The sequence below is a fragment of the Maritimibacter alexandrii genome (assembly GCF_005871115.1).
Taxonomy (GTDB): domain Bacteria; phylum Pseudomonadota; class Alphaproteobacteria; order Rhodobacterales; family Rhodobacteraceae; genus Maritimibacter; species Maritimibacter alkaliphilus.
The window spans coordinates 344,865-367,150 of sequence record NZ_SWKQ01000011.1; the positions used below are offsets into that span (position 1 = coordinate 344,865).

The window sequence follows — 22,286 nt, forward strand, 5'->3', positions numbered from 1 at the left end:
CAATCCCGTCATAATGTGTCGTCCGAAATAAAAGTTATGTGGTCAATGCGGTCGCGTCGTGGCCCGAACCGGCGCGATGAAAGGTTCTTTTGGGACCGCCGCGCCACAGCTGTTACCAGATGATTGACGCCGCGGCCGGTCTGCGGCGCGGGCGGCCCGATCCCTCCGCCTGCGCCTGTCGGGTATCAGTCGTTCCACCCGTTGTGGTTGCCGTTGTTCCCGTTATTGCCGTTGTTGGCGTTGTTGCCGTTGTTTCCCGAGTTCCCGTTGTTCCCGGAATTGCCGTTCGAACCGGAATCGCTCATCCCGTTTGACCCCGATCCCCAGTCGTCACGCCCGTTCGGGTTTTCACCGGCATTCCCGACATCCTTGTCGTTGCCCGGGTTGCCCGTGCCACCGTCGTTGCCACTGTCGCTTCCGCTGTCGGAGCCTCCGGTTTCGTTGGACGCCGTGTCCTCGGTCCCGGTCTCGTCGTCGTCGGACGGGTCGTCGTCGTTTCCGGTCTGGTCGGGTGCGGCGGTCGTGGCGATGCCGGTGATTTCTTCGAGCGACAGGTTGGTCGCCGCGATTTCCTCCAGCGCGCCGGAAATGCCGTCGGCAGCGCGGATCACGCCATGCGACACATCGCCGACGACGGTATAGGCCATCAGCATGGAGCCCCCCCAGAACACCACGAAATCGACCGTGATGGCGCCGGTTTCGTCTTTGAGGAAGTTCGTTATCGCGGATTTGAGCAGCATTCTAAACGTCTCGATCTGATGAACTGGTATCGTCGGGCAGAAGACGACTTGGGGTAGGGATTACCCCCGGTTTCAGGCCGGAATAGGGTGCGATCACGCTTGGATTGGGCCATTTCTCGGCGATTGGTGACGAAAAAGGGGCAGGATAACCCGTCCATGGCACCCTTGGGACCGGACGGGTCGAACGCGGCACCAATGTGGCCCGCGACCTGTGCCAAAGGATAGGGTCGGTATCCCGGCCTAGCGCGCGTCGCGCCACGTGCCGGGTGCGATTCCCTCGACCGACCAGTCGCCCACGCGCCAACGCACGAGCCGGAGAGTGGGAAAGCCCACGGCGGCGGTCATGCGCCGGACCTGCCGGTTGCGCCCCTCGGTGATGGTGAGCTCGATCCACCGATCCGGCACGCTCTTGCGATAGCGGACGGGCGGATCGCGCTCCCACAGGTCCGGCGGTTCGATCAGACGCACCTCGGCGGGGCGGGTGAGACCGTCTTTCAACGTCACACCCTTGCGCAACGGGTCGAGGTCGGCGTCGGTCGGTGCCCCTTCGACCTGCGCGAGATAGGTTTTCGGGGTGCGCGACTTGGGCGACGAAATGCGCGCCTGCAACCGCCCGTCATCGGTCAGAAGCAAAAGCCCCTCGCTGTCGCGGTCAAGCCGTCCTGCCGGGTAAACCTTTGGCACGTCTATGTAATCCGACAGCGTCGCCCGCGGAGAGGGGGACTTGGTGTCGGTGAATTGCGACAGCACGTCGAAGGGTTTGTTGAACAGGATCAATCTCGCCATGTGTTCCGCATAAGCGGGTTTTCAAAAAATTTCACCCACGGATTCAAAAACTCTTGCAACGACTCAACACATGCCCCAAATGCGCAATTCAAGACGCCAACGCACGCGCCTCTGGCCACGACCGGCAGACCATATGAGCGACCCCCCGCCAAAAGGGGCTGCGAGGATGGATCGGCACGCGTTTATGCAGCGACGGTAACGTCTCCACTTGGAACCTTGGGGTACTGCACCCCTGTCTATTGGAGATAGACATGACCTACGTTGCACAGGGCGATTTCGCCCCGATCACCCGTCTCGAATCCGCTGTTCAGTCGATGTCCGTGGACCGTCCGACGCTCGTCCTCGACGTGGACCGTGTCGAATTCCAGTACCATCAGCTCAAGCAGGGTCTGGGCCGCGCCAACATTCACTACGCGGTGAAGGCGAACCCGACCCGCGAAATCATCGAGCGCCTCGTGAACATCGGCTCGCATTTCGATGCGGCCTCGCGCGCCGAGATCGAGCTGTGCCTCAGCCAAGGTGCGGACCCGGCGGACATTTCCTTCGGCAACACCGTGAAAAAGGTGAACGACATCGCGTTCGCCTGGCACGCCGGTGTGACCCTCTTCGCCGCCGACGCGGAAGAAGAGCTCGAGAAGATCGCCGAGCACGCGCCGGGCGCCGAAGTCTATATCCGCATGATCGTGGAAAACAGCCAGGCCGACTGGCCGCTCAGCCGCAAATTCGGCTGCCGTGGCGAGAAAGCGATCGCGCTCATGGCCTATGCGGTCGAACTGGGCCTCAAACCCGTCGGCCTGTCGTTCCACGTGGGTTCGCAGACCAAACGCGCCGAGATGTGGATCGGTGTCCTCGATGCCGTGGCCGAGATCTGGCACCGCGCCGTGGCCGAAGGCTTCGACCTCGACCTCCTGAACATCGGCGGCGGCTTCCCGGCCTTCTACGGCGAAGCGATCGACGCGCCCGCAGCCTACTCGGCCCGCGTTATGGAACTCGTCACCGAGCGGTTCGGCATGGTCGAGCGTGTGATGGCCGAGCCGGGTCGTGGCCTTGTCGCCGAGTGCGGCGCGATCATTGCCGAAGTGCTGCTCGTGTCGAAGAAATCCGACGACGACATGCACCGCTGGGTCTACCTCGACATCGGCCGCTTCTCGGGCCTTGCCGAGACCGAAGGCGAAGCAATCCGCTACCAGATCGCGACGCCGCGCGATTTCGACGAGATGGGGCCCTGCATCCTTGCCGGTCCGTCCTGCGACAGCGCCGACGTGCTGTACGAAAAGCGTCCGATCATGCTGCCGATGACGCTGAAATCGGGCGACCGTGCGATCATCCGCAACGCGGGTGCCTATACCTCGTCCTACTCCTCGGTCGGCTTCAACGGCTTCCCGCCGCTGGACGTCGTCGTCCTCTAAGTCCTTGGCCGGGGTGGCGCATTCGCCGCCACCCCAGCGCGACAATCGACCACTGTATCGGTGCCCTGACTTCGCGTAACCTCGTGAAACGAAACGCGACGAACGGGACCGGGACATGGCCACCATCGAAGACCATCCGCTGCGCTATGCGCTGGCGAACGAGCTGCATGCCCGCCCGTTCCCCACGCTCGACGCACCGTGCTTTGCCGTCTACCTCGCCATCAAACGGCCCGAGAATGCGGCGGGGCGGGATCGGTCTGCGGACGTGGCGCATCTGACCGATCTGCTCGACCGCTACGGCACGGCGCATCCCAAGCCGGGGGCCAACCATTTCTTCGGCGATCTGGGCAAATATCGGCTGAAGTGGGAAAGCCACACGGAATTCGTGACCTACACGATCTTCGGTGACGGTAATTCCGATACGCCCTTCGACGGCAAGAATTTCGGTGTGTTCCCCGAAGACTGGCTGGCCCAAGCGCCGGGCGTGCGCATGACCTCGGCCCTGATCCGGGTGGAGCGGATGCCTTCGGACGACGAGATTCGGGCGAAGATCGACAGGTGGTTCGTGCCGGAAAGCATGGCGGCGACCCATGTGCTCGACCAAGCGGGCATCATGGCGGGGGATTTCCGCATCGACGAAGGCGGACATGCGCGGTTCGCGCTCTTCGCCGGAGACGACTGTTCGCCGCGCCGCATCGGGCGGATCGTGCAACGAATCTGCGAGATCGAGACATACAAGCAGATGTCGATGCTGGGTCTGGCCCGGGCGCGCGCGATACAGGGGCGGCTGGGCGAAATGGGCGACGAGCTGTCGCGCCTCGTCGCGGACATGGGGAGCGAGACGACCGCCTCCGAGGCCCGGTTGCAGAAGCTTCTCGGCATTTCGGCCGATCTGGAACGTCTGAACGCCGAAACCTCGTTCCGGTTCGGGGCGACGGCGGCCTATGAGGCCATCGTGAACCAGCGGATCGAGGTCTTGCGCGAGGAACGCTGGGACGGGCGGCAGACCTTTCGCGAATTCATGACCCGCCGCTACGATCCGGCGATGCGCACCGTGAAGGCGGTCGAGCGGCAGTTGCACGATATGGCCGAACGCGCAATACGGGCCGGTGACCTGCTGCGCACCAAGGTCGATGTGGAACGCTCGGCCGAGAACAAGGCGCTGCTGGAATCGATGGATCGGCGGGCCGACTTGCAGCTACGGCTGCAAGAGACGGTCGAAGGGCTGTCGGTGGTGGCGATCAGCTATTACGCGGTCAGCCTTTTGGGCTATCTGACGGCGCCCGTCGCCAGTGCGCTGCACGTGGACAAGGTGTGGTGGACCGCCGGGCTGGTCATCCCCGTCGTGCTGCTGGTCTGGCTTGCGGGCCGGACGGTGCGAAAACGGCTGATCCCGCACTAGGATCAGCCGCTCGGCAGGGTCATTCGGCGGGCACGGCCAGACCGCGCGGGGCGGCCTCTCCCAGCGCGCGGGAGGTGACGAGGGCGCCGCCCGCGATGGCCACGAGGGCGAGGATCGCCGCGAGCGACAGGGTCGGCACGCCCGACAGGCCCGCACCCACGGTGCAGCCGCCCGCCAGCACGCCCCCGATCCCCATGAGCGCCGCGCCGGAAGCGTAGCGCCCGGTTTCGCGGGGGGAGGTGAAGCTTTGCCATTTGAAGCTGCGGAACACGAGCGACGCGAGCAGGGCACCGACAAGGACGCCACCGATCAGCGCCGTGCCGAAGCCCGCAGGGATCGAGGTCGAGGCGATGGTGAAGAACAGCGCCTCGGTCGCGGGCGAGGTGAACGAAAGGCTTTCCATCGCGATCGGGTCGAAATCGTCATAGAGCACGTATCCCGTGCCCACCCAGGCAAGCGGAACGAGCAGACCCAGAAGCGCGGCCAGCAAAAGCGTGCCGGGGCGGTTGCCGGATCGCAGGGCCACGGCCAGCGCCGCCACGGCTATCACGGCGGACCACAACAGCGCACCGCCGGGCAGGGCGGCAAGGCTGACCGCGTCGCCCAAGGGCAGGGTGACGGCACCCAGCGACGTGCGGATCGGGGCCAGAACGCCCTTCAGCGTGGCATGGGCCACGACCGCGAAGACGAGGATCACGAACAGCGCGCGCAGGTTGCCGGTGCCCCCCAGCACGGTCAGGCGCGACGCGCAGCCACGGGTCAACACCATGCCCGCCCCGAACAATGCACCCCCTATGAGGATGGCGAGGATCGGTAGATCGCCCGTCATGAAGCGGTGATCGTCGAACGCGATCAGCCCGGCGGCCACGGCGGCCTGCGTACCGATCAGCGCACTCGCCAGCGCCATGAACCAGACACCGGCGGCGGCGCGGCGATCCTGCCCCACGACGGCACGTCGGAAGCAGAACTTCGTGCGCTCGGCCAGCACGCCGAACAAAACCCCGACAAGGGCGCCGAACATCACGGCGACCTGCGGTGCGGTGAGCGTTTCAAATCCAAGGCTTTCAAACATCGCGCTTCCCCCGATCTGGAATGATTGTTCCCTTTGGCCGGAGAAAACGTGCCGATCAAGGAAAAAACCGGCCGGGATCGTCGGACTGGAAGAACGCTGTTCCGAACGGCAATTGCGGGGAAAACAGCTGCCCGCGCAGTTGCCGCCCCGTCAAAACAATGTCGCCGCACCCGGAGGCGCGGCGACACGTTTGGTCTTATCTGAATGTTTGGGTGCGTTCGGCTTCAGACGCCGCCCCAGATCTCTTCCGCGCAGCGCACGATCAGCTCCAGCTTGCGGCGCTGGTCGTCCTCGGTCACGGCATTGCCTTCTTCGGTCGAGGCGAAGCCGCACTGGGGCGCGATGCCGAGCTGGTCGATATCGACGTATTTCGACGCCTCGTCGAACTTGGACTTGAGCCAGTCCATCTCTTCCAGCTCGGGCGTCTTGGTCGTCACGAAGCCGGGCAGGATGCGCTGCTTGCCCTTGGGCAACAGGCCCAGAGGCTCCAGCCCGCCCGCGCGGTCGGTGTCGTATTCCATGAAGAAGATGTCGACGCCGGTGTCGAAGATCGCTTCGGCGGCGAGGTCATAGGCACCTTCGGCCGCATGGGTGGAGCGGAAGTTGCCCCGGCACATATGCATCCCGATGGTCATGTCGGCGGGCCGGTCCTTGATCGCCTCGCGCATCATCCAGCTGTATTTCTGGATCAGCCAGTCGGGGTCTTGCCCGTTGGCCTGCTTCTCGGCCCGGTGCTTGGGGTCGCAGAGATAGGCGAAGAAGATGTCGTCCATCTGAAGGTAACGACACCCGGCCTCGTAGAACTTGGTCACCGCTTTCTTGTAGGTCGCGGCGATGTCCGCCATCAGCACTTCGGGGTCTCTGTATTCTTCGGGATGGATGTCCTCGGGCGCGGTGCGGAAGTGGCAGCAGGACGGGCCGGGGATCGAGATTTTCGGCACGACCTTGGTGTTCGCGGCCACGAATTTGAAGTGGTCCAGCATCGGGTGATCGTCGGGGAAGTCCAGCTTCTGCGTGATCGTCGGGAAGATCGGACGCAGCTTGACGCCTGCGAACTGCACGCCCTCGTCCCGCTCGTCGAGGTCGAGGCCGGTCAGCATCCCCATAAAATCGTAGTGCCAGAACGACCGGCGCGCTTCGCCGTCGGTCACGGCCTTCAGCCCGACGTCTTCCTGCATCTTGATGAGCGCGGGGATCTCGGCATCCTCGACCGCCTTCAGCTCGTCCGCCGACAGGCTGCCCTCTTCGAAATGCTTCTTGCGGGCGGCCTGAATGGCTTTGGGGCGCAGAAGCGATCCGACGTGATCGGCGCGGAACGGGGGTGTCAGGTCAGTCATTCGATCCTCCAAATCTGATTTTCGCGGACGTTAGGCGGAGTTCGTTGCAACGACAACTGTCAAGCGAGGTATTTCCCGGCTTCCTTGCGCGCGAATGCCTTCATCCGTTCGCCATGAGCGGCGAGGAAGGCGCGGGTGCGGTCGGGGTCGTGCTTGGACAGGTCGCGCAGCCACCATGCGACGGCCTTCTGGATGAACCACTCGCGGTCGTCGACATAGGTCGCCGCCCAGCCCAGAACCCGGTCGCGGATGGCGAGGTCTTCGGGCTTGGGGTGGTTCTGCTTGGTCCAGGGCAGGGTGATGACGAGCGCGGCGCGGCGCGTCCACATATGGTCGGAGGTGGTCCAACCCTCGACCGTGTCCACCCGCGTCGGATCGGCCACCAGCCGTTTCTGCCCCGCCATGCACACATGGTCGGCAATGGCCCAGCTGTCGAAATCCGGCACCCAGGACACGATCAGCGCCCACACCGGGTCGTCGCCCTTGATCCGGGCCTGAGTCAGCAGTTTGGCGGCGGCCAGTCGCGCCTCGTAGATGTCGGTCTTCCAGAGCGCATCGGCCAGCGTCACGCGTTCGTCGACGGTGAGGGTCCGGCGCCAGCCCGTCGTGATCTCGTTGATCGCCGGGTTGGTCACACCAAGGTATTCACGCTCCACCTTGTGATAGGCGGCGGCCCCTTCGGCGCGGCCCGGTTCGATCCGGGCGCGCAGATCGGCAAGCGCCTCGTCCAGCGTCATTCGAACAGCCCCGTGTCCGCACCGTCGATGGTGGTGCGGTTCTTTTCCTCCCAATAGGCCGCGATCCCGTCCGCGCCCTTGTCGTCCGACCACTTGGTCAGCGTGTCGCGTTCACGCGGATTGTCGAAGAACGGAACGGCATAGCCGCAGGAGGTCTGCACCAGATCGACCGTCACGTCGTAGATCTGCCGCGCGCCCGCGTGGTCGTCGAACAGCGCATACAGGTCGCCCCATCCCGCATCGCGCGGATGCACGGTTTCGGCGGTGCCGTAGCAGCGCAGGATCAGGGGGCGGGTGGTGAAGCTGCACCACATGAGCGTCATGCGGTTCACGTCGCGCAGATGCCCGGCGGTTTCGTTCCCCGATCCGGTGAGGTTCAGCCAGACGATCCGGTTCGGCCCCATGATACGCAAGCTGTCCATCCCCTTGGGCGAGACGTTGACGCGGCCTTCGCGCGCCGCCGAGCCCACGAAATAGATGTGCTGGTCTTCGATGAACCGCTTATGGGCGTCTTCGATCCGGTCGAACTGCTTGGCCATGGCTCACTCCCCGCAGGTCACTCCACCGTCACCGATTTGGCGAGGTTTCTGGGCTGGTCAACGTCCGTCCCCTTGGCGATGGCGGCGTGATAGGCCAGCAGTTGCGCCGGAATCGCATAGAGGATCGGCTGGATCAGCTCCGGCGCGTCGGGCATCGTGATCGTGCGCCAGACGCCGGTGCCTGCCTGAGCGATGGCGCGCGCGTCCGAGATCAGGAGCACCCGGCCACCGCGCGCCATCACCTCCTGCATGTTCGAGACGGTCTTCTCGAACAGTCCGTCATGGGGGGCCAGAACCACCGTGGGCGTTTCCTTGTCGACCAGCGCGATGGGGCCATGTTTGAGTTCACCCGATGCATAACCTTCGGCGTGCAGGTAGCTGATTTCCTTGAGTTTCAGCGCGCCTTCAAGGGCCAGCGGGAACATCTGCCCACGCCCGAGGAAGAGCACGTCATGGGCTTGGGCCACCTTGCGCGCGGCCTTGCTCAACTCCCCGTCGATGGAGATCGCGTGGCTCATCAGCCCCGGCAGTTTGCGCAGGTCCGTCAACCGTTCGGCCAGCGTGTCCGCGTCCATCTCGCCCCGCTCGACGGCGGCCTTCAGCACCATGACCACGAAGGTCGCGAGCATCGCGGTGAAGGCCTTGGTTGAGGCCACCGACACCTCGACGCCCGCGTGGATCGCCACCGCCACATCGCTTTCGCGCGCGATCGAGCTTTCGGGGCTGTTTACGAGGCTGACGATCTTGGCGGCTTTCCCGTCGGAATATCTAAGCGCGGCCAGCGTATCGGCGGTTTCGCCCGACTGGCTGACGAAGACCGACAACGTGCCATCGGGGAATGGCGGCTCACGATACCGAAACTCGCTGGCCACATCGAGGTCGACGGGTAGGCGGGCGTAGCGTTCGAACCAGTATTTCGCGACGAGGCCCGCGTAATAGGCGGTGCCACAGGCGACAATCGAGACGCGGCTGACCTTGGTGAAGTCGACGCCGGGCAGGTCCATCGTGATCGCGTCGCCGTCGGGGGTGAGATAGGCGTCGAACACCGCGTCCACCACGGTCGGCTGCTCGGCGATCTCCTTCATCATGAAGTGTTTGTAGCCCGCCTTTTCGATCCGGGTGGCGCTGAGCGCGACCTTTCGGACCTCGCGGTTGGCCAGTTTCCCGGCCTCGTCATAGATCGTCGCGCCCGCGCGGGTGATGACGGCCCAGTCGCCTTCTTCCAGATAGGTCACGCGGTCGGTCATCGAGGCGAGCGCGATGGCGTCGGAGCCCACATACATCTCGCCGTCGCCATGCCCGATGGCCAGAGGCGAGTTCTTGCGGGCGGCGATCATCAGGTCGTCCTCGCCCTCGAACAGGAACAGGAGCGAATAGGCCCCTTCCAGTCGCGGCAGCACCGCGCGCACCGCCTCCACGGGCGTTTTGCCCTGATCCATCATGACGTTGACCAGCCCGGCCACGGTTTCGGTGTCGGTCTGGCTTTCGCAGGCATATCCGCCCGCCTCAAGCTCGGCACGGAAGGTGGCGAAGTTCTCGATGATCCCGTTGTGGACCAGCGCCACGCGGCCCGCCTTGTGCGGATGCGCGTTCGGCACGGTCACGCCGCCGTGGGTCGCCCAGCGGGTGTGGCCAATGCCCGCCTTGCCGGGGAGGGGATTGTGGACGAGTTCATCCGACAGGTTCACGAGCTTGCCCACGGCGCGGCGACGGTCGAGCACGCCGCCCTCCTGAATGGTCGCGATCCCCGCGCTGTCGTAACCACGGTATTCGAGCCGCCGGAGCGCCTCGACGATGATGGGGGAAACCTCGTGCGTGCCAAGGACGCCGACAATACCACACATGCTTAATGACCTTTTTTTGCGGCCTTCCGGGCGCGAAGTTTTTCAAAGAGTTTCACGGCGAAGCCCGGCTTCACCTCCATCCGTGCGCGGCCCACGCCCATCGCCCCGTCTTCGATGTCGCGGGTGACGACGGTGCCGGTGGCGGTCATGGCGTCCGCGCCCACACGAACCGGGGCCACGAGCATGGTGTCCGACCCGATGAAGGCGCGCGGCCCGATCTCGGTCCGGTGCTTGAACACGCCGTCATAGTTGCAGGTGATCGTGCCCGCGCCGATGTTCGCGGCCTCGCCGACGGTGGCGTCCCCGATATAGGACAGGTGGTTGACCTTGGCGCCCTCGGCGATCTGCGCGTTCTTGATCTCGACGAAATTGCCGACCTTGGCCTTTTCCGCCAGTTCCGCGCCGGGGCGCAGACGGGCGAAGGGGCCGACGACGGCCCCCGCGCTGACATGGCAGCCCTCTAGATGGCTGAACGCCTTGATCCGCGCGCCGGATTCGATGGTCACATCGGGGCCGAACACCACGTTGGGTTCGATCACGGCGTCGCGCCCGATGAAGGTGTCATGGGCGAAGAACACGGTGTCGGGGGCGACCAGCGTGACCCCGTTCTCGAAGGCTTCGGCCCGCTTGATCGCCTGAAGCTGGGCTTCGGCGGCCGCCAGTTCCTCGCGGCTGTTGATGCCGAGCGTCTCGGCCTCCGGGCAGGTCACGGCTTCGGCACGCAGGCCTTTTTCGCGCGCCACCTCGACAATGTCGGTAAGGTAGTATTCGCCCGCCGCATTCTCGTTCGACAGCCCCGAGATCAAGTCGAAGAGTGTGGCGCAATCCGCCGCGACCACGCCGGAGTTGCACAGGGTGATCGCGCGCTCCTCGTCGTTCGCGTCGTTGTATTCCACGATCCGGCGCAATTCCTGACCGTCCATGACGAGACGACCATATCGCTTGGGGTCTGCCGCCTCGAACCCGAGGATGACCACATCCGCGCCACCTCGCCGCGCGGCGATCATCGCCTCAAGCGTCTCGGGCGTGATGAAAGGCGTGTCGCCGTAAAGGACGATGGCGTCCCCGTCGAACCCGGCAAGTGCGGCGCGGGCCTGATCCACGGCATGCCCCGTGCCAAGCCGATCCTCCTGCAACACCACTTCGATTTCGTCGTCGAGCTTGGTGGCGGCGGCCGAAACGGCCTCGGCTCCGTTGCCCGCGACCAGCACGATCCGATCCGGGGCGAGCGCCGATCCGGCGGACAGCGCATGGGCGAACAGCGGCGCGCCGCCCAGTTCATGCAGCACCTTCGGCAGGTCGGAGTTCATGCGCTTGCCCTGTCCGGCAGCGAGGATGATGAGGGCGGTGGCCATGCGTCTGCTCTTTTCTTCTCTGTCACCTCGTTTTACCCCTCGGCGCGTATCACGCAATGGGTGCGTCTGAAAGAGCGGGGCTTTGGCATGAAAACGGTGATTTTCGATCTGGACGGAACGCTTGCCGATACGTCGCGCGACCTGATCTGCGCCGCCAACGCCTGTTTTTCGCGCGCGGGCCATGGCGATCTGCTCGACCCCGTGGCGGATGCGGCGACGGCCTTTCGCGGTGGGCGCGCGATGCTGACACTGGGCTATGACCGGCTTGGGCTGGGCGCGGCGGAGGTGGAGCGGGATTACCCCTATCTGCTCGAATGGTATGGCGAGAACATCGACACCCACACGGTGATGTATCCCGGCGCGGTGGCCGCCGTCGAACGGCTTCGGGCGGGCGGCTATGCGGTCGGCATCTGCACGAACAAGCCGGAGGGGCTCGCAGAAACGCTGCTCACCCGTCTCGGCGTGCGCAGCCTCTTCGCCTCGCTCATCGGCGCGGACACGCTGCCGGTCAAGAAACCGGACGCGGCCCCCTTTGTGGCGGCGGTCGAACAGGCCGGCGGCGAGGTGGCGCGATCGCTTCTGGTGGGCGACACCGTGACGGATCGCGAAACCTCGCGCGCGGCGGGGGTGCCCTCGCTCCTCATCACCTTCGGGCCGTCGGGGCGGGGTGTCGCCGATCTCGCGCCAGAGGGGCTGCTCGATCACTATGACGATCTCGACCGCGAAGTCGCGCGCCTGATCGGCTGAGGGCAGTTGACCCCAACGCGGACCCCGCGCAATGTCCGGTCCATGAGCGAGACCTTCAAAGGCAATTTCACCCAGCAGGAGCCGATCCCGGAAACGGCGATCGACGCGGCGGTCGCCGTCATGCGGTCGGGCCGGCTGCACCGCTACAACACGGCACCGGGGGAGGAGAGCCAGGTCGCGCTGCTCGAACGCGAATTCGCAGACTGGTCGGGGGCGAAATACTGCCTCGCTGTCGCGTCGGGCGGCTATGCGCTGGCCACCGCGCTGCGGGCTGTGGGGGTGAAGCCCGGCGACCGGGTTCTGACCAACGCATTCACGCTGGCCCCGGTGCCCGGCGCCATCGCGTCGGTCGGCGCGATCCCGGTCTTCGTCGGCGTGACCGAAAGCCTTGTCATCGACCTTGAGGATCTTGCGGCGAAAGCGGGCCAGTCCGACGTGCTCATGCTTTCCCACATGCGGGGGCATCTCGCTGACATGGACGCGCTGATGGCGCTGGCCGAGGCCCATGGCCTGACCGTGATCGAGGACTGCGCGCACACCATGGGCGCGCGTTGGAACGGCGTGCTGTCCGGTCGTTCGGGTCATATCGGCTGCTATTCGACCCAGACCTACAAGCACATGAACTCCGGCGAGGGCGGGTTGCTCATCACCGACGACGAAGACATCGCGGCCCGCGCGGTCATGCTGTCTGGCAGCTACATGCTCTACGGACGCCACCTCGCCGCGCCGGGGCCCGAGGTCTTCGAGCGGGTGAAATACGACACGCCCAACGTGTCGGGCCGGATGGACAACCTGCGCGCCGCGATCCTGCGCCCGCAACTCGCCGATCTGGACGCTCGATGCGCGCGCTGGAACGAACGGTATCGAGTTGTGGAAGATGGGCTTCGGGAAACCCCCGGTCTGACCATCGTGGAGCGGCCGGAGGCGGAGGACTACGTCATGTCCTCGTTCCAGTTCTTGTTGCTCGACTGGGACGGGGCAAAGATCACCGAGGTCGTGTCGCGCTGCGCGGGGAAGGGCGTCGAGCTCAAATGGTTCGGGGCGGCAGAACCGGTCGGCTTCACCTCGCGCTACGACAGCTGGCGCTATGCGCCGTCCGCGCCGATGCCGGCCTCCGACCGCGTCTTGCGCGGGATTCTCGACCTGAGGCTTCCGCTCACCTTTTCACTCGACGACTGCGCCCAGATCGCACGGATCATCCGGGCTGAGGTCTCGGCGGTCCATCAATCCGGCTGACGCCGGATCCGGAGGGCCAGCCCTCCGGACCTCCCGAGATATTTCGGACCGGAAAGAGGACGGGTCCACCCCCGGAGGATGCCCGGGGGCTTTCCGGTCACGGCCATCGGCTTCCCAGCCTGTACCGTGGATGCACCGTAGGCCATTAACCTTAACAATTCCTTTCCGGTCCAAAATATCCCGGGAGAGCGCGAGAGGGCTGGCCCTCTCGCATGGGTCGGCGTCCGGCGGAGCCGGGCGGCGAAACATCGGATGCGTCACCGCTTGACCCGACTCGCCACTCGTGACTAGAAATGAACAAGTGTTCAATAAACGGGAGGGCGGCCATGTTCATGGCGTCGATGAATTTCGATCTGGGCGAGGATATCGCGCAGCTTCGCGACATGGTGCATCGGTTCGCACAGGACCGGATCAAGCCGCTGGCGGCCGATATCGACCAGACGAACGACTTCCCGGCGCACCTTTGGAAAGAGATGGGCGACCTGGGTCTGCTGGGGATCACCGTCTCCGAGGAGTATGGCGGGGCCGGCATGGGCTACCTCGCCCATACCGTCGCGGTCGAAGAGATCGCGCGGGCCTCGGCCAGTGTGTCCCTGTCCTACGGCGCGCATTCCAACCTGTGCGTGAACCAGATCAAGCTGAACGGGACCGAAGAGCAGAAGCGCAGGTATCTGCCGGGGCTCATTTCCGGTGACCATGTCGGCGCGCTCGCCATGTCGGAGCCGGGGGCGGGGTCCGACGTGGTGTCGATGCAGCTTCGGGCTGAGAAGAAGAACGGGTATTTCACGCTGAACGGCTCGAAATTCTGGATCACCAACGGGCCGGATGCCGACACGCTGGTCGTCTATGCCAAGACCGATCCCGACGCAGGCTCGAAGGGGATCACCGCCTTCATCGTCGAGAAGGACATGAAGGGGTTTTCGGCCAGCCCGCATTTCGACAAGCTCGGCATGCGCGGGTCGAACACCGCGCAGTTGTTCTTCGAGGATGTCGACGTGCCGTTCGAGAACATCTTGGGCGAAGAGGGCAAGGGGGCCAAGGTACTCATGTCCGGGCTCGACTACGAGCGTGTCGTGCTGTCGGGCATCGGCACGGGCATCATGGCGGCCTGTCTGGATGAGGTCATGCCCTACATGGTCGAGCGCAAGCAATTCGGCCAGTCCATCGGGGATTTCCAGCTCATGCAGGGCAAGATCGCCGATATGTACACCAAGATGAACTCGGCCCGCGCTTACGTCTACGAGGTCGCCAAGGCCTGCGACCGGGGCGAGGTCACGCGGCAGGACGCGGCGGCCTGCGTGCTCTACGCCAGCGAAGAGGCCATGACGGTCGCGCATCAGGCGGTGCAGGCGATGGGTGGCATGGGGTTCATGAACGAAACGCCGGTGAGCCGTATTTTCCGCGATGCCAAGCTCATGGAGATCGGGGCGGGCACGTCCGAGATCCGGCGGATGCTCGTGGGCCGCGAACTGATGGCGAAGATGCGCTAACCTCGGGATACGGGGTCGAATCCCCGGTTTTTCAAGGAGTTCATGATGCGTTTCCTCATTGCCTCGCTTTGCCTTCTGGCCACGCCTGCGGTCGCGCAGGACCTGACCTATGACTTCGCCCATTCGCAGGACTGCATCGCGGCGACCGACGACTGGTTCGAGAAACTGCAATGCGTCGGCACCTCGGCCAACCGCTGCATGGAAGTCACCGAGGGCGGTTATTCGACGGTGGGCACGGGGGCCTGCATCTGGGCGGAATACGAGGATTGGGATGCCGAATTGAACGCACTCTACGGGCCGCTGCGCGAACGTCTGGCCAATGACGACAAGGTCAACGAGATGCCCGTGAGCACGTCCGATGCCCTGCGCGACGCGCAGCGGGCGTGGATTCCCTGGCGTGACGCGGCCTGCGCCTTCGAGCGGTCGAAATGGGGCGGCGGCACGGGGGGCGGTCCGGCCGAAGCGGGTTGCCTGATGCAGATGACCGCCGAGCGCGCGCTTTCGCTGCGCAACGAGTTGGAGTTCCATTGATCCGCAAGACTCACATCGTCACGCTCGTCGCCCTGTGCGGCCTGTCGGCTGTGCTGGGATACCGGGTGGCCGGAATGGGGCCGCCAGACCCGTCGTCGATCGTGGCGGACTGGGCGTCGGTCTATGCCCGCGAAACCGGGCGCGACGATCTGCATTGCGCAGGCTGGCCCGAGGGGCAGGGATACGTGATCGAATGCGGGCAGGGGGACGACAAGGTCGCCTATGTCACCGATAGGTACGGCGCTCTCGTGGGCCGCCGGGTAGGGGGGAGCGGCGGATGAAGGGTGCCCTCATGTTCCTAGCCTTGTTCACGGCGGATGCGGCCCTTGCTCAGGATCAGCCGCCGATCCCCGATTTCCAGACCTGCATGGACGTCTACATGGATCGCTACGAACAGAAGCTGATCGTGAACCGCTCGATCGACATCGACGCGGTCGAGGGCGGGCTTTGGGACGTGGGGCAGGTCTATACCTGCGGCGGGGGCGGTATCGTCCTGTGCGACCGGTCCGACGCGCCGCTGCCGTGCCAGCGCGATCTGGCCGCCGAGCAGGACGCGATGACGGGTGCCGTGCTGGCCGAGCTGCCTCCGGCCGGTGCGGTCGATGGCAAGGCGTGGGTCGAGGCGCTCTACGACAAGACCTATCTGCTGGCCAACGGCACCTCGGCCGGGCCGGATTGCGACGGGATGCCGGAGATCATGGAGGTCTGGTGCGGTGCGAACGAAGCGAACAACCGTTTGAGGATCGCCGTGCTCGCCTGGCAGATCGCGCGTTGGGCGGGGGAGGTTCCGTCGGCGGTCGAAAGCGGCTGGGCGCGCCGCCCGCCCGCGATCCGGCCCCGTCCCCGGCCCGAGGGGCGATGACATGCGCAATCTGACACCCACCGAACGGGCCAAGGGGTTCGGCACATACGGCGTGGCGGCCGAGACGAAGATCGAGATGCACGGGCGCGGTGCGCCGCACCCGTCGCAGGAGGAGACGACATGAAACTGCAAACCCAAGCCATGACGGGGTCCGAGAGCTTTCAGGCCAATCGCGCCGCGCATCTGGAGATGCTGGGCACGGTGGCCGACGCGGCGGCGCTGGCGGCTGCCGGGGGCGGCGACAAGGCACGTGAGCGCCACCTTTCCCGCGGCAAGATGCTGCCGCGCGACCGGGTGGCAAATCTGCTCGACGCCGGGTCGCCCTTCCTCGAAGTGGGCGCAACGGCGGCGCATGGCATGTATGACGGCGCGGCCCCGGCGGCGGGCGTGATCGCGGGCATCGGTCGGGTCCACGGGCAGGAGGTGATGGTGATCGCCAACGACGCCACCGTGAAGGGCGGCACGTATTATCCGATGACGGTCAAGAAACACCTTCGCGCGCAGGAGATCGCGCAGGAATGCAATCTGCCGTGCCTCTACCTTGTCGACAGCGGGGGCGCGAACCTGCCCAACCAGGACGAGGTCTTCCCGGATCGCGACCATTTCGGGCGGATTTTCTACAATCAAGCGCAGATGAGCGCGAAGGGCATTCCCCAGATCGCGGTCGTCATGGGCTCCTGCACCGCAGGCGGGGCCTATGTGCCTGCGATGAGCGACGTGACGATCATCGTGAAGGATCAGGGGACCATTTTCCTTGCCGGGCCGCCGCTGGTGAAGGCCGCGACCGGCGAAGTCGTGACGGCAGAAGATCTTGGCGGCGGCGACGTTCACACGCGCCTCTCCGGTGTGGCGGACTACCTGGCCGAGGATGACGCCCATGCGCTCGCCCTGGCCCGCCGGGCGGTCGAAAGCCTGAACCGGACGCGACCCGACACCGTGCGCTGGCAGGCGGCGGAAGACCCGGCCTATGACCCGGACGAAATCCTCGGCGTCGTGCCGGGTGATCTGCGCACGCCCTACGACATCCGCGAGGTGATCGCGCGGGTCGTGGACGGCTCGCGCTTCGACGAGTTCAAGCCGCGCTTCGGCGAAACGCTGGTGACCGGCTTTGCGCATCTCATGGGCTGCCCGGTGGGGATCATCGCGAACAACGGCGTGCTTTTCTCCGAGGCCGCGCAGAAGGGCGCCCATTTCGTCGAACTTTGCTCACAACGCCGCATCCCGCTGATATTCCTGCAAAACATCACGGGCTTCATGGTGGGCCGGAAGTATGAGAACGAAGGGATCGCGCGCCACGGGGCCAAGATGGTCACGGCGGTCGCGACGACGAACGTGCCCAAGGTCACCATGCTCGTCGGCGGGTCTTTCGGGGCGGGCAACTATGGCATGGCGGGCCGGGCCTATCAGCCACGCTTCCTGTGGACATGGCCCAACAGCCGAATTTCCGTCATGGGCGGCGAACAGGCGGCGGGCGTGCTGGCCACGGTCAAACGCGACGCCATCGAACGCGGCGGCGGTGATTGGTCGGCCGAGGACGAGGCCGAATTCAAGCGCCCCACCATCGAGATGTTCGAGCGTCAGTCGCACCCGCTCTATGCCTCGGCCCGGCTGTGGGACGACGGCATCGTGGACCCGCGCAAGACCCGCGAGGTTCTGTATCTGTCGCTACTCGCCGCGCTGAACGCACCCATCGAGGAAACGCGCTTCGGCGTGTTCAGGATGTGACGCCGTGCCGGTCGAGATCATCACCGCCGACATCGCCACGCTGGAGGTGGACGCCATCGTGAACGCCGCGAACGAAACGCTTCTGGGTGGGGGCGGTGTGGACGGGGCCATTCACCGGGCGGCGGGGCCGGGGCTGCTGGACGAATGCCGCAAGATCGGCGGCTGCCCGACGGGCGAGGCGCGGATCGCCGGGGGCTATAACCTGCCCGCCCGTCACGTGATCCATACGGTCGGCCCGGTCTGGCATGGCGGGGACCGGGGCGAGCCGGACCTACTCGCCGCGTGCTACCGCGAAAGCCTTCGTCTGGCGCGCGAAAGCGGCTGTGACAGCATCGCCTTTCCGGCCATCTCGACCGGCGTCTATGGCTACCCGGCGGATCAGGCGGCCTGGATCGCCGTGCGCGAGGTGTCGGCTTGGAACGGCGCGCCGGAGCGGATCGTGCTGTGCTGCTTTTCCGACGACAGCGCGGCGGCGCATCGCCGGGCGATGGAGGATCGGGCATGAGCGCATGGGACGATGAAAAGGCGCAAAGCTACGTCGACGCTTATGGCGACGATCCGAGCATCTTCGCCGTTGTCGACGCCGCCGGGATCGCGAAAGGGTCGGATGTGATCGACATCGGATGCGGGGGCGGCGCGGCCTTGGCGGCCATCGCGCCCCTCGCCGGACGGCTCGCCGGGGTGGACCCCACGCCGCGCATGGTCGAAATCGCGCGCGGGCGCTGCCCCACGGCGGACCTGCGCGTGGCGCCGGGCGAGGCGACGGGGTTCGAGGACGGGGCCTTCGACGTGGTGACGATGATAAACGTGATCGACCATTTCGAAGACCGCGACGCGGGGCTGGCGGAAGCGTTCCGCCTGCTCAGGCCCGGCGGGCGCATCGTCATCGGCGGCGAGGTCTTCGATACCGAATGGGTGCCCAAGGGGCAGAACTATGCGCAGCCCTTGCAGGCGGCGGGATTTGTCGACCATGCGCGTCGGGATCTCGCCGGCGCTTTCATCACGACAGCCCGGAAGGAGGGGTGATGTTCAAGAAAATCCTGATCGCGAACCGGGGTGAGATCGCCTGTCGGGTGATCGACACGGCCCGCAAACTTGGCGTGGCCACGGTTGCGGTCTATTCCGACGCCGACCGATCCGCGCGCCACGTGGCGATGGCGGACGAGGCGGTGCATATCGGCGGCCCGCAACCCGCCGAGAGTTACCTGCGCGGCGAGGCGATCATCGCGGCGGCCAAGGCGACGGGGGCCACGGGCATTCACCCCGGATACGGGTTCCTGTCGGAGAACCCCGGCTTCGTCGAGGCGGTCGAGGCGGCGGGCCTGACCTTCATCGGTCCCTCCGCCAAGGCGATCCGGGCGATGGGGCTGAAGGATGCCGCGAAGAAGCTGATGGAAGAGGCCGGGGTGCCCGTGGTGCCGGGGTATCACGGCGCGGACCAGTCCGACGACCTTCTGGCGAAGGAGGCCGACAAGATCGGCTACCCGGTGCTCATCAAGGCCGTGGCGGGCGGCGGCGGCAAGGGGATGCGGCTGGTCGCACGTGCGGGCGACTTCGCCGATGCGCTCGCCTCGGCCCGGTCCGAGGCCAAGACCGCCTTCGGCAACCCGGACGTGCTGATCGAAAAGTTCGTGACCAGCCCGCGCCATATCGAGGTGCAGGTCTTCGGAGACGGGACCGAGGCGGTACATCTTTACGAGCGCGACTGTTCGCTCCAGCGCCGCCACCAGAAGGTGATCGAAGAAGCGCCCGCGCCGGGCATGACGCAGGAGATGCGCGCGGCGATGGGCGAGGCGGCGGTGCGCGCCGCCGAGGCGATCGGATATGCCGGGGCGGGGACGGTCGAGTTCATCGTCGACGGCTCGGACGGGCTCAGGCCCGACGGGTTCTGGTTCATGGAGATGAACACGCGGCTTCAGGTCGAGCACCCGGTGACCGAAGAGGTCACGGGCATAGACCTTGTCGAATGGCAGTTGCGGGTCGCTTCGGGCGAGCCTCTGCCGCTTGGGCAGTCCGACATTCCGCTTCGCGGCCATGCCTTCGAGGCACGGCTTTATGCCGAGGATGTGCCTGCGGGCTTTCTGCCGGCCACCGGGCGGCTGGCGCATCTTGCCTTTGCCGATGGATGCCGGGCCGAGACCGGGGTGCGGACGGGGGACGAGATCAGCCCGTTCTACGATCCGATGATCGCCAAGATCGTCACCCACGGCCCGACCCGCGATATCGCGCTGGGCAAGATGCGGCGGGCGCTGGCCGAAACGCAGGTGGCGGGCACGGTCACGAATCTTGGGTTCCTCTCGGCGCTCTGCGCGCATGACGGGTTCGCGGCGGGCGAGGTCGACACCGGCCTGATCGACCGCGATCTGGCGATGTTGACCAAGACCCCGGCGGCCACTGCCGAGGACATCGCGCTTGCCACCCTCGCGGGGGCGGGTCTGATGGGCGACGCCGAACCTGTCAGCGGCTTCACGCTCTGGGCGCCCATTCGGCGGACCATCCTGCTCGACCATGACGGCGACGTGCTGTCGCCCGCGATCGAATTGTCCGGCCCGGATGCGGCGCGGGTGACCGTGGGCGACACCGTGGTCGAGGCGGTGCGAGGCCCGTCCGGCTGGCGGATCGGCGGCTCGCCTGCGCCCGAGGTGGCGATCACCGGAGATCTCGTCACGGTGTTCTCGGGCGCCGGGCTGGGCTTCCGCGTGCCGGACCCGTTGGCCATTCTGTCGGCGGACGCGGCGGGCGGCGATGTGGTCGAAGCGCCGATGCCGGGGCTGGTGAAGGCGGTCTTCGTCGCGCCCGGCGACCGGGTCGAGGCCGGGCAGAAGATGGCGATCATGGAAGCGATGAAGATGGAGCACACGCTGACCGCGCCGCGCGACGGTGTGGTGGGCGAGGTGCTGGCCGCCGAAGGCGCGCAGGTGGAGGCCCATGCCGCCCTCATCGCGCTGGAACCGGAAGAGGAGGCCGCCGCATGATCCGTCTGCACGCCGTTCCCGGTAGCCGGTCGTTCCGGGTGCATTGGCTGCTTGCCGAGATGGGGCTGGAGCCGGAGGTGGAGAACTACCGTATCGGCGACGGCAGCCTCGGCACCGACGACTTTCACCTCGTGAACCCGGCGGGGCGCGTTCCGGCGCTCGAGATCGACGGGATGACGCTGATCGAATCCGGCGCGATCGTGGAATACCTGTGCGAGACGCGGCCCGAGCACGGGCTGGGCCGTCTGCCGGGCGATGCGGAACGTGCCGAATTCCTCGTTTGGCTCCACTATGCCGAAACGGTCGCGACCTGCATCCAGAACCTCAATCTCCAGCAGGTGTTCCTGCCTGATCCGGCGATGCGGTCGCCGACGGTGATCGGGCTGGAAACCCGCCGGTTGGCCAAGGCGCTGAAGCCCGTGGCGAAACGGGTCGAGGCGCAGGATTACCTGCTCGCCTCGGGTTTTTCGGCGGTCGATGTGATGTTCGGGTTCGGGATCGAAGCCGCGTTTCACTATGTCCATGCCGAGAAGTTCCCGACCCTCGCCGCTTATCAGAAACGGCTCGCCGCCCGTCCGGCCTATCAGACGGCGTTCGCGGCGCAGGGGCCGGACACGATCTACAAGCAGGATTTCTACGAGGTGCCCGTTGGATAGCGTCGAACTGGTCGAAATGGGCCCGCGCGACGGGCTTCAGAACGAAAAGACCCTGATCCCCACGGATCGCAAAGTGGCGCTTGTCGATACCCTGTCCGGCGCGGGCTTCCGGCGGATCGAGGTGGCGAGTTTCGTCAGCCCCAAATGGGTGCCGCAGATGGCCGACAGCGCCGAGGTGCTGGCCGGGATCACCCGCGCCGAAGGCGTGTCCTACATGGCTTTGACGCCGAATCTGAAGGGTTTCGAACGGGCGATGGAGGCCGGGGCGGACGAGATCGCCATTTTCGGCTCCGCCAGCGAGGGTTTCAGTCAGGCAAATATCAATTGTTCGATTGCTGAAAGTCTTGAGCGGTTTCTGCCGGTCGTTGAGGCAGCTTTGGTTCGAAAAGTGAAAGTCCGCGGATACGTCTCCTGCGTGACGGACTGCCCTTATGATGGCCGGGTCGCGCCGGATGCGGTCGCCGCTGTCGCGGGGGAGCTGATGGCGATGGGCTGCTACGAAGTATCGCTCGGCGACACCATCGGGCAGGGCACGCCCGAGACCATCCGCGATATGCTGATCGCGGTGCTGGACCGCGTTCCGGCCGGGCGCCTTGCCGGGCATTACCACGACACGGGCGGCCGGGCGCTCGACAATATCGAGATGTCGCTGGAACTGGGCCTGCGCGTATTCGACGCGGCGGTCGGCGGGCTGGGCGGCTGCCCCTATGCGCCCGGTGCCAAGGGCAACGTGGCGACGGAGAAGGTGCACGACCGGCTGACGGCGCTGGGCCTGTCCACCGGGCTGGACCGGGAGGTTCTGGGACGTGCGGGCGACATGGCCAAGGCGATGCGGGGGTAGAC

The 22,286-nt window shown here is 65.8% G+C and carries 23 protein-coding genes; 15 read left to right on the forward strand and 8 right to left on the reverse strand.

Going from position 1 to position 22,286, the window contains the following annotated elements:
• Positions 1 to 185 precede the first annotated feature (185 nt).
• Together FCT00_RS09725 and FCT00_RS09730 are read right to left on the reverse strand one after the other, a co-directional pair.
• Positions 186 to 740, reverse strand: a complete 555-nt coding sequence (locus FCT00_RS09725; RefSeq protein WP_138422840.1) for a hypothetical protein — start codon at positions 738 to 740, stop codon at positions 186 to 188.
• Positions 741 to 980: 240 nt separating this feature from the next.
• Positions 981 to 1,526, reverse strand: a complete 546-nt coding sequence (locus tag FCT00_RS09730) for a pseudouridine synthase (protein ID WP_138422841.1) — start codon at positions 1,524 to 1,526, stop codon at positions 981 to 983.
• 251 nt (positions 1,527 to 1,777) lie between these two features.
• Between FCT00_RS09730 and FCT00_RS09735 the strand changes: the two genes are divergently transcribed.
• Together FCT00_RS09735 and FCT00_RS09740 are read left to right on the forward strand one after the other, a co-directional pair.
• On the forward strand, positions 1,778 to 2,935 hold the full coding sequence (locus FCT00_RS09735) for a type III PLP-dependent enzyme (protein ID WP_138422842.1): 1,158 nt from the start codon (positions 1,778 to 1,780) through the stop codon (positions 2,933 to 2,935).
• Between the two features lie 115 nt (positions 2,936 to 3,050).
• Positions 3,051 to 4,337 carry a DUF3422 family protein gene (locus tag FCT00_RS09740; protein WP_138422843.1) on the forward strand — a complete coding sequence of 429 codons (1,287 nt, stop codon included), beginning with the start codon at positions 3,051 to 3,053 and terminating at the stop codon, positions 4,335 to 4,337.
• A gap of 19 nt (positions 4,338 to 4,356) precedes the next feature.
• Here FCT00_RS09740 and FCT00_RS09745 read toward each other — a convergent pair whose 3' ends face one another.
• The 6 genes from FCT00_RS09745 to glmU form a co-directional block, all read right to left on the reverse strand.
• Positions 4,357 to 5,409 carry a YeeE/YedE family protein gene (locus FCT00_RS09745; protein ID WP_138422844.1) on the reverse strand — a complete coding sequence of 351 codons (1,053 nt, stop codon included), beginning with the start codon at positions 5,407 to 5,409 and terminating at the stop codon, positions 4,357 to 4,359.
• Positions 5,410 to 5,633: 224 nt separating this feature from the next.
• The gene (locus FCT00_RS09750; protein WP_138422845.1) at positions 5,634 to 6,746 is read right to left on the reverse strand and encodes a 5-methyltetrahydropteroyltriglutamate--homocysteine S-methyltransferase; all 1,113 of its coding nucleotides are present in this window, start codon (positions 6,744 to 6,746) and stop codon (positions 5,634 to 5,636) included.
• 59 nt (positions 6,747 to 6,805) lie between these two features.
• Positions 6,806 to 7,483, reverse strand: a complete 678-nt coding sequence (locus tag FCT00_RS09755) for a DNA alkylation repair protein (RefSeq protein ID WP_138422846.1) — start codon at positions 7,481 to 7,483, stop codon at positions 6,806 to 6,808.
• Positions 7,480 to 8,022 carry a pyridoxamine 5'-phosphate oxidase family protein gene (locus FCT00_RS09760; RefSeq protein WP_138422847.1) on the reverse strand — a complete coding sequence of 181 codons (543 nt, stop codon included), beginning with the start codon at positions 8,020 to 8,022 and terminating at the stop codon, positions 7,480 to 7,482. Before FCT00_RS09760 ends, FCT00_RS09755 begins: the two co-directional genes overlap by 4 nt.
• A gap of 17 nt (positions 8,023 to 8,039) precedes the next feature.
• Entirely contained in the window at positions 8,040 to 9,866 is a 1,827-nt protein-coding gene (gene glmS, locus FCT00_RS09765; RefSeq protein WP_138422848.1) for a glutamine--fructose-6-phosphate transaminase (isomerizing), read from the reverse strand.
• A gap of 2 nt (positions 9,867 to 9,868) precedes the next feature.
• On the reverse strand, positions 9,869 to 11,221 hold the full coding sequence (gene glmU / locus FCT00_RS09770) for a bifunctional UDP-N-acetylglucosamine diphosphorylase/glucosamine-1-phosphate N-acetyltransferase GlmU (protein ID WP_138422849.1): 1,353 nt from the start codon (positions 11,219 to 11,221) through the stop codon (positions 9,869 to 9,871).
• Positions 11,222 to 11,308: 87 nt separating this feature from the next.
• On the opposite strand from glmU, the gene FCT00_RS09775 reads away from it, so the two are divergent.
• From FCT00_RS09775 to FCT00_RS09830, 13 genes are all read left to right on the forward strand, one after another.
• Positions 11,309 to 11,968, forward strand: coding sequence for an HAD-IA family hydrolase (locus tag FCT00_RS09775; protein WP_138422850.1), 660 nt, complete (start codon positions 11,309 to 11,311; stop codon positions 11,966 to 11,968).
• Positions 11,969 to 12,010: 42 nt separating this feature from the next.
• Positions 12,011 to 13,204 carry a DegT/DnrJ/EryC1/StrS family aminotransferase gene (locus FCT00_RS09780; RefSeq protein WP_138422851.1) on the forward strand — a complete coding sequence of 398 codons (1,194 nt, stop codon included), beginning with the start codon at positions 12,011 to 12,013 and terminating at the stop codon, positions 13,202 to 13,204.
• Positions 13,205 to 13,530: 326 nt separating this feature from the next.
• Positions 13,531 to 14,694, forward strand: a complete 1,164-nt coding sequence (locus FCT00_RS09785; RefSeq protein ID WP_138422852.1) for an isovaleryl-CoA dehydrogenase — start codon at positions 13,531 to 13,533, stop codon at positions 14,692 to 14,694.
• 45 nt (positions 14,695 to 14,739) lie between these two features.
• Positions 14,740 to 15,225, forward strand: coding sequence for a lysozyme inhibitor LprI family protein (locus tag FCT00_RS09790; RefSeq protein WP_235888982.1), 486 nt, complete (start codon positions 14,740 to 14,742; stop codon positions 15,223 to 15,225).
• Positions 15,222 to 15,506 (forward strand): hypothetical protein, encoded by a 285-nt coding sequence (locus tag FCT00_RS09795; protein WP_138422854.1) that lies wholly within the window; start codon positions 15,222 to 15,224, stop codon positions 15,504 to 15,506. The genes FCT00_RS09790 and FCT00_RS09795 overlap by 4 nt, the downstream gene beginning before the upstream one ends.
• Positions 15,503 to 16,087 (forward strand): hypothetical protein, encoded by a 585-nt coding sequence (locus FCT00_RS09800; RefSeq protein WP_138422855.1) that lies wholly within the window; start codon positions 15,503 to 15,505, stop codon positions 16,085 to 16,087. The genes FCT00_RS09795 and FCT00_RS09800 overlap by 4 nt, the downstream gene beginning before the upstream one ends.
• Before the next feature lies 1 nt (position 16,088).
• Positions 16,089 to 16,211: a hypothetical protein gene (locus tag FCT00_RS21750; protein WP_268920920.1), complete on the forward strand. Its 123-nt coding sequence runs from the start codon at positions 16,089 to 16,091 to the stop codon at positions 16,209 to 16,211.
• Entirely contained in the window at positions 16,208 to 17,812 is a 1,605-nt protein-coding gene (locus FCT00_RS09805) for a carboxyl transferase domain-containing protein (protein WP_138422856.1), read from the forward strand. The genes FCT00_RS21750 and FCT00_RS09805 overlap by 4 nt, the downstream gene beginning before the upstream one ends.
• Positions 17,813 to 17,816: 4 nt before the next feature.
• Positions 17,817 to 18,317 carry an O-acetyl-ADP-ribose deacetylase gene (locus FCT00_RS09810; RefSeq protein WP_138422857.1) on the forward strand — a complete coding sequence of 167 codons (501 nt, stop codon included), beginning with the start codon at positions 17,817 to 17,819 and terminating at the stop codon, positions 18,315 to 18,317.
• The gene (locus FCT00_RS09815; protein ID WP_138422858.1) at positions 18,314 to 18,838 is read left to right on the forward strand and encodes a class I SAM-dependent methyltransferase; all 525 of its coding nucleotides are present in this window, start codon (positions 18,314 to 18,316) and stop codon (positions 18,836 to 18,838) included. The genes FCT00_RS09810 and FCT00_RS09815 overlap by 4 nt, the downstream gene beginning before the upstream one ends.
• On the forward strand, positions 18,838 to 20,787 hold the full coding sequence (locus tag FCT00_RS09820; protein ID WP_138422859.1) for an acetyl-CoA carboxylase biotin carboxylase subunit: 1,950 nt from the start codon (positions 18,838 to 18,840) through the stop codon (positions 20,785 to 20,787). Before FCT00_RS09815 ends, FCT00_RS09820 begins: the two co-directional genes overlap by 1 nt.
• Complete coding sequence (locus FCT00_RS09825; protein ID WP_138422860.1) at positions 20,784 to 21,443, forward strand: glutathione S-transferase family protein; 660 nt, start codon at positions 20,784 to 20,786, stop codon at positions 21,441 to 21,443. Before FCT00_RS09820 ends, FCT00_RS09825 begins: the two co-directional genes overlap by 4 nt.
• Positions 21,436 to 22,284 (forward strand): hydroxymethylglutaryl-CoA lyase, encoded by an 849-nt coding sequence (locus FCT00_RS09830; protein WP_138422861.1) that lies wholly within the window; start codon positions 21,436 to 21,438, stop codon positions 22,282 to 22,284. The genes FCT00_RS09825 and FCT00_RS09830 overlap by 8 nt, the downstream gene beginning before the upstream one ends.
• The last annotated feature ends 2 nt before the right edge of the window (positions 22,285 to 22,286 follow it).

Coding starts and splice junctions, on each gene's coding strand:
- FCT00_RS09725 (WP_138422840.1), bottom strand. CDS start 740: ATGCTGCTCAAATCCGCGATAACGAACTTCCTCAAAGACGAAACCGGC.
- FCT00_RS09730 (WP_138422841.1), bottom strand. CDS start 1,526: ATGGCGAGATTGATCCTGTTCAACAAACCCTTCGACGTGCTGTCGCAA.
- FCT00_RS09735 (WP_138422842.1), top strand. CDS start 1,778: ATGACCTACGTTGCACAGGGCGATTTCGCCCCGATCACCCGTCTCGAA.
- FCT00_RS09740 (WP_138422843.1), top strand. CDS start 3,051: ATGGCCACCATCGAAGACCATCCGCTGCGCTATGCGCTGGCGAACGAG.
- FCT00_RS09745 (WP_138422844.1), bottom strand. CDS start 5,409: ATGTTTGAAAGCCTTGGATTTGAAACGCTCACCGCACCGCAGGTCGCC.
- FCT00_RS09750 (WP_138422845.1), bottom strand. CDS start 6,746: ATGACTGACCTGACACCCCCGTTCCGCGCCGATCACGTCGGATCGCTT.
- FCT00_RS09755 (WP_138422846.1), bottom strand. CDS start 7,483: ATGACGCTGGACGAGGCGCTTGCCGATCTGCGCGCCCGGATCGAACCG.
- FCT00_RS09760 (WP_138422847.1), bottom strand. CDS start 8,022: ATGGCCAAGCAGTTCGACCGGATCGAAGACGCCCATAAGCGGTTCATC.
- glmS (WP_138422848.1), bottom strand. CDS start 9,866: ATGTGTGGTATTGTCGGCGTCCTTGGCACGCACGAGGTTTCCCCCATC.
- glmU (WP_138422849.1), bottom strand. CDS start 11,221: ATGGCCACCGCCCTCATCATCCTCGCTGCCGGACAGGGCAAGCGCATG.
- FCT00_RS09775 (WP_138422850.1), top strand. CDS start 11,309: ATGAAAACGGTGATTTTCGATCTGGACGGAACGCTTGCCGATACGTCG.
- FCT00_RS09780 (WP_138422851.1), top strand. CDS start 12,011: ATGAGCGAGACCTTCAAAGGCAATTTCACCCAGCAGGAGCCGATCCCG.
- FCT00_RS09785 (WP_138422852.1), top strand. CDS start 13,531: ATGTTCATGGCGTCGATGAATTTCGATCTGGGCGAGGATATCGCGCAG.
- FCT00_RS09790 (WP_235888982.1), top strand. CDS start 14,740: ATGCGTTTCCTCATTGCCTCGCTTTGCCTTCTGGCCACGCCTGCGGTC.
- FCT00_RS09800 (WP_138422855.1), top strand. CDS start 15,503: ATGAAGGGTGCCCTCATGTTCCTAGCCTTGTTCACGGCGGATGCGGCC.
- FCT00_RS21750 (WP_268920920.1), top strand. CDS start 16,089: ATGCGCAATCTGACACCCACCGAACGGGCCAAGGGGTTCGGCACATAC.
- FCT00_RS09805 (WP_138422856.1), top strand. CDS start 16,208: ATGAAACTGCAAACCCAAGCCATGACGGGGTCCGAGAGCTTTCAGGCC.
- FCT00_RS09815 (WP_138422858.1), top strand. CDS start 18,314: ATGAGCGCATGGGACGATGAAAAGGCGCAAAGCTACGTCGACGCTTAT.
- FCT00_RS09820 (WP_138422859.1), top strand. CDS start 18,838: ATGTTCAAGAAAATCCTGATCGCGAACCGGGGTGAGATCGCCTGTCGG.
- FCT00_RS09825 (WP_138422860.1), top strand. CDS start 20,784: ATGATCCGTCTGCACGCCGTTCCCGGTAGCCGGTCGTTCCGGGTGCAT.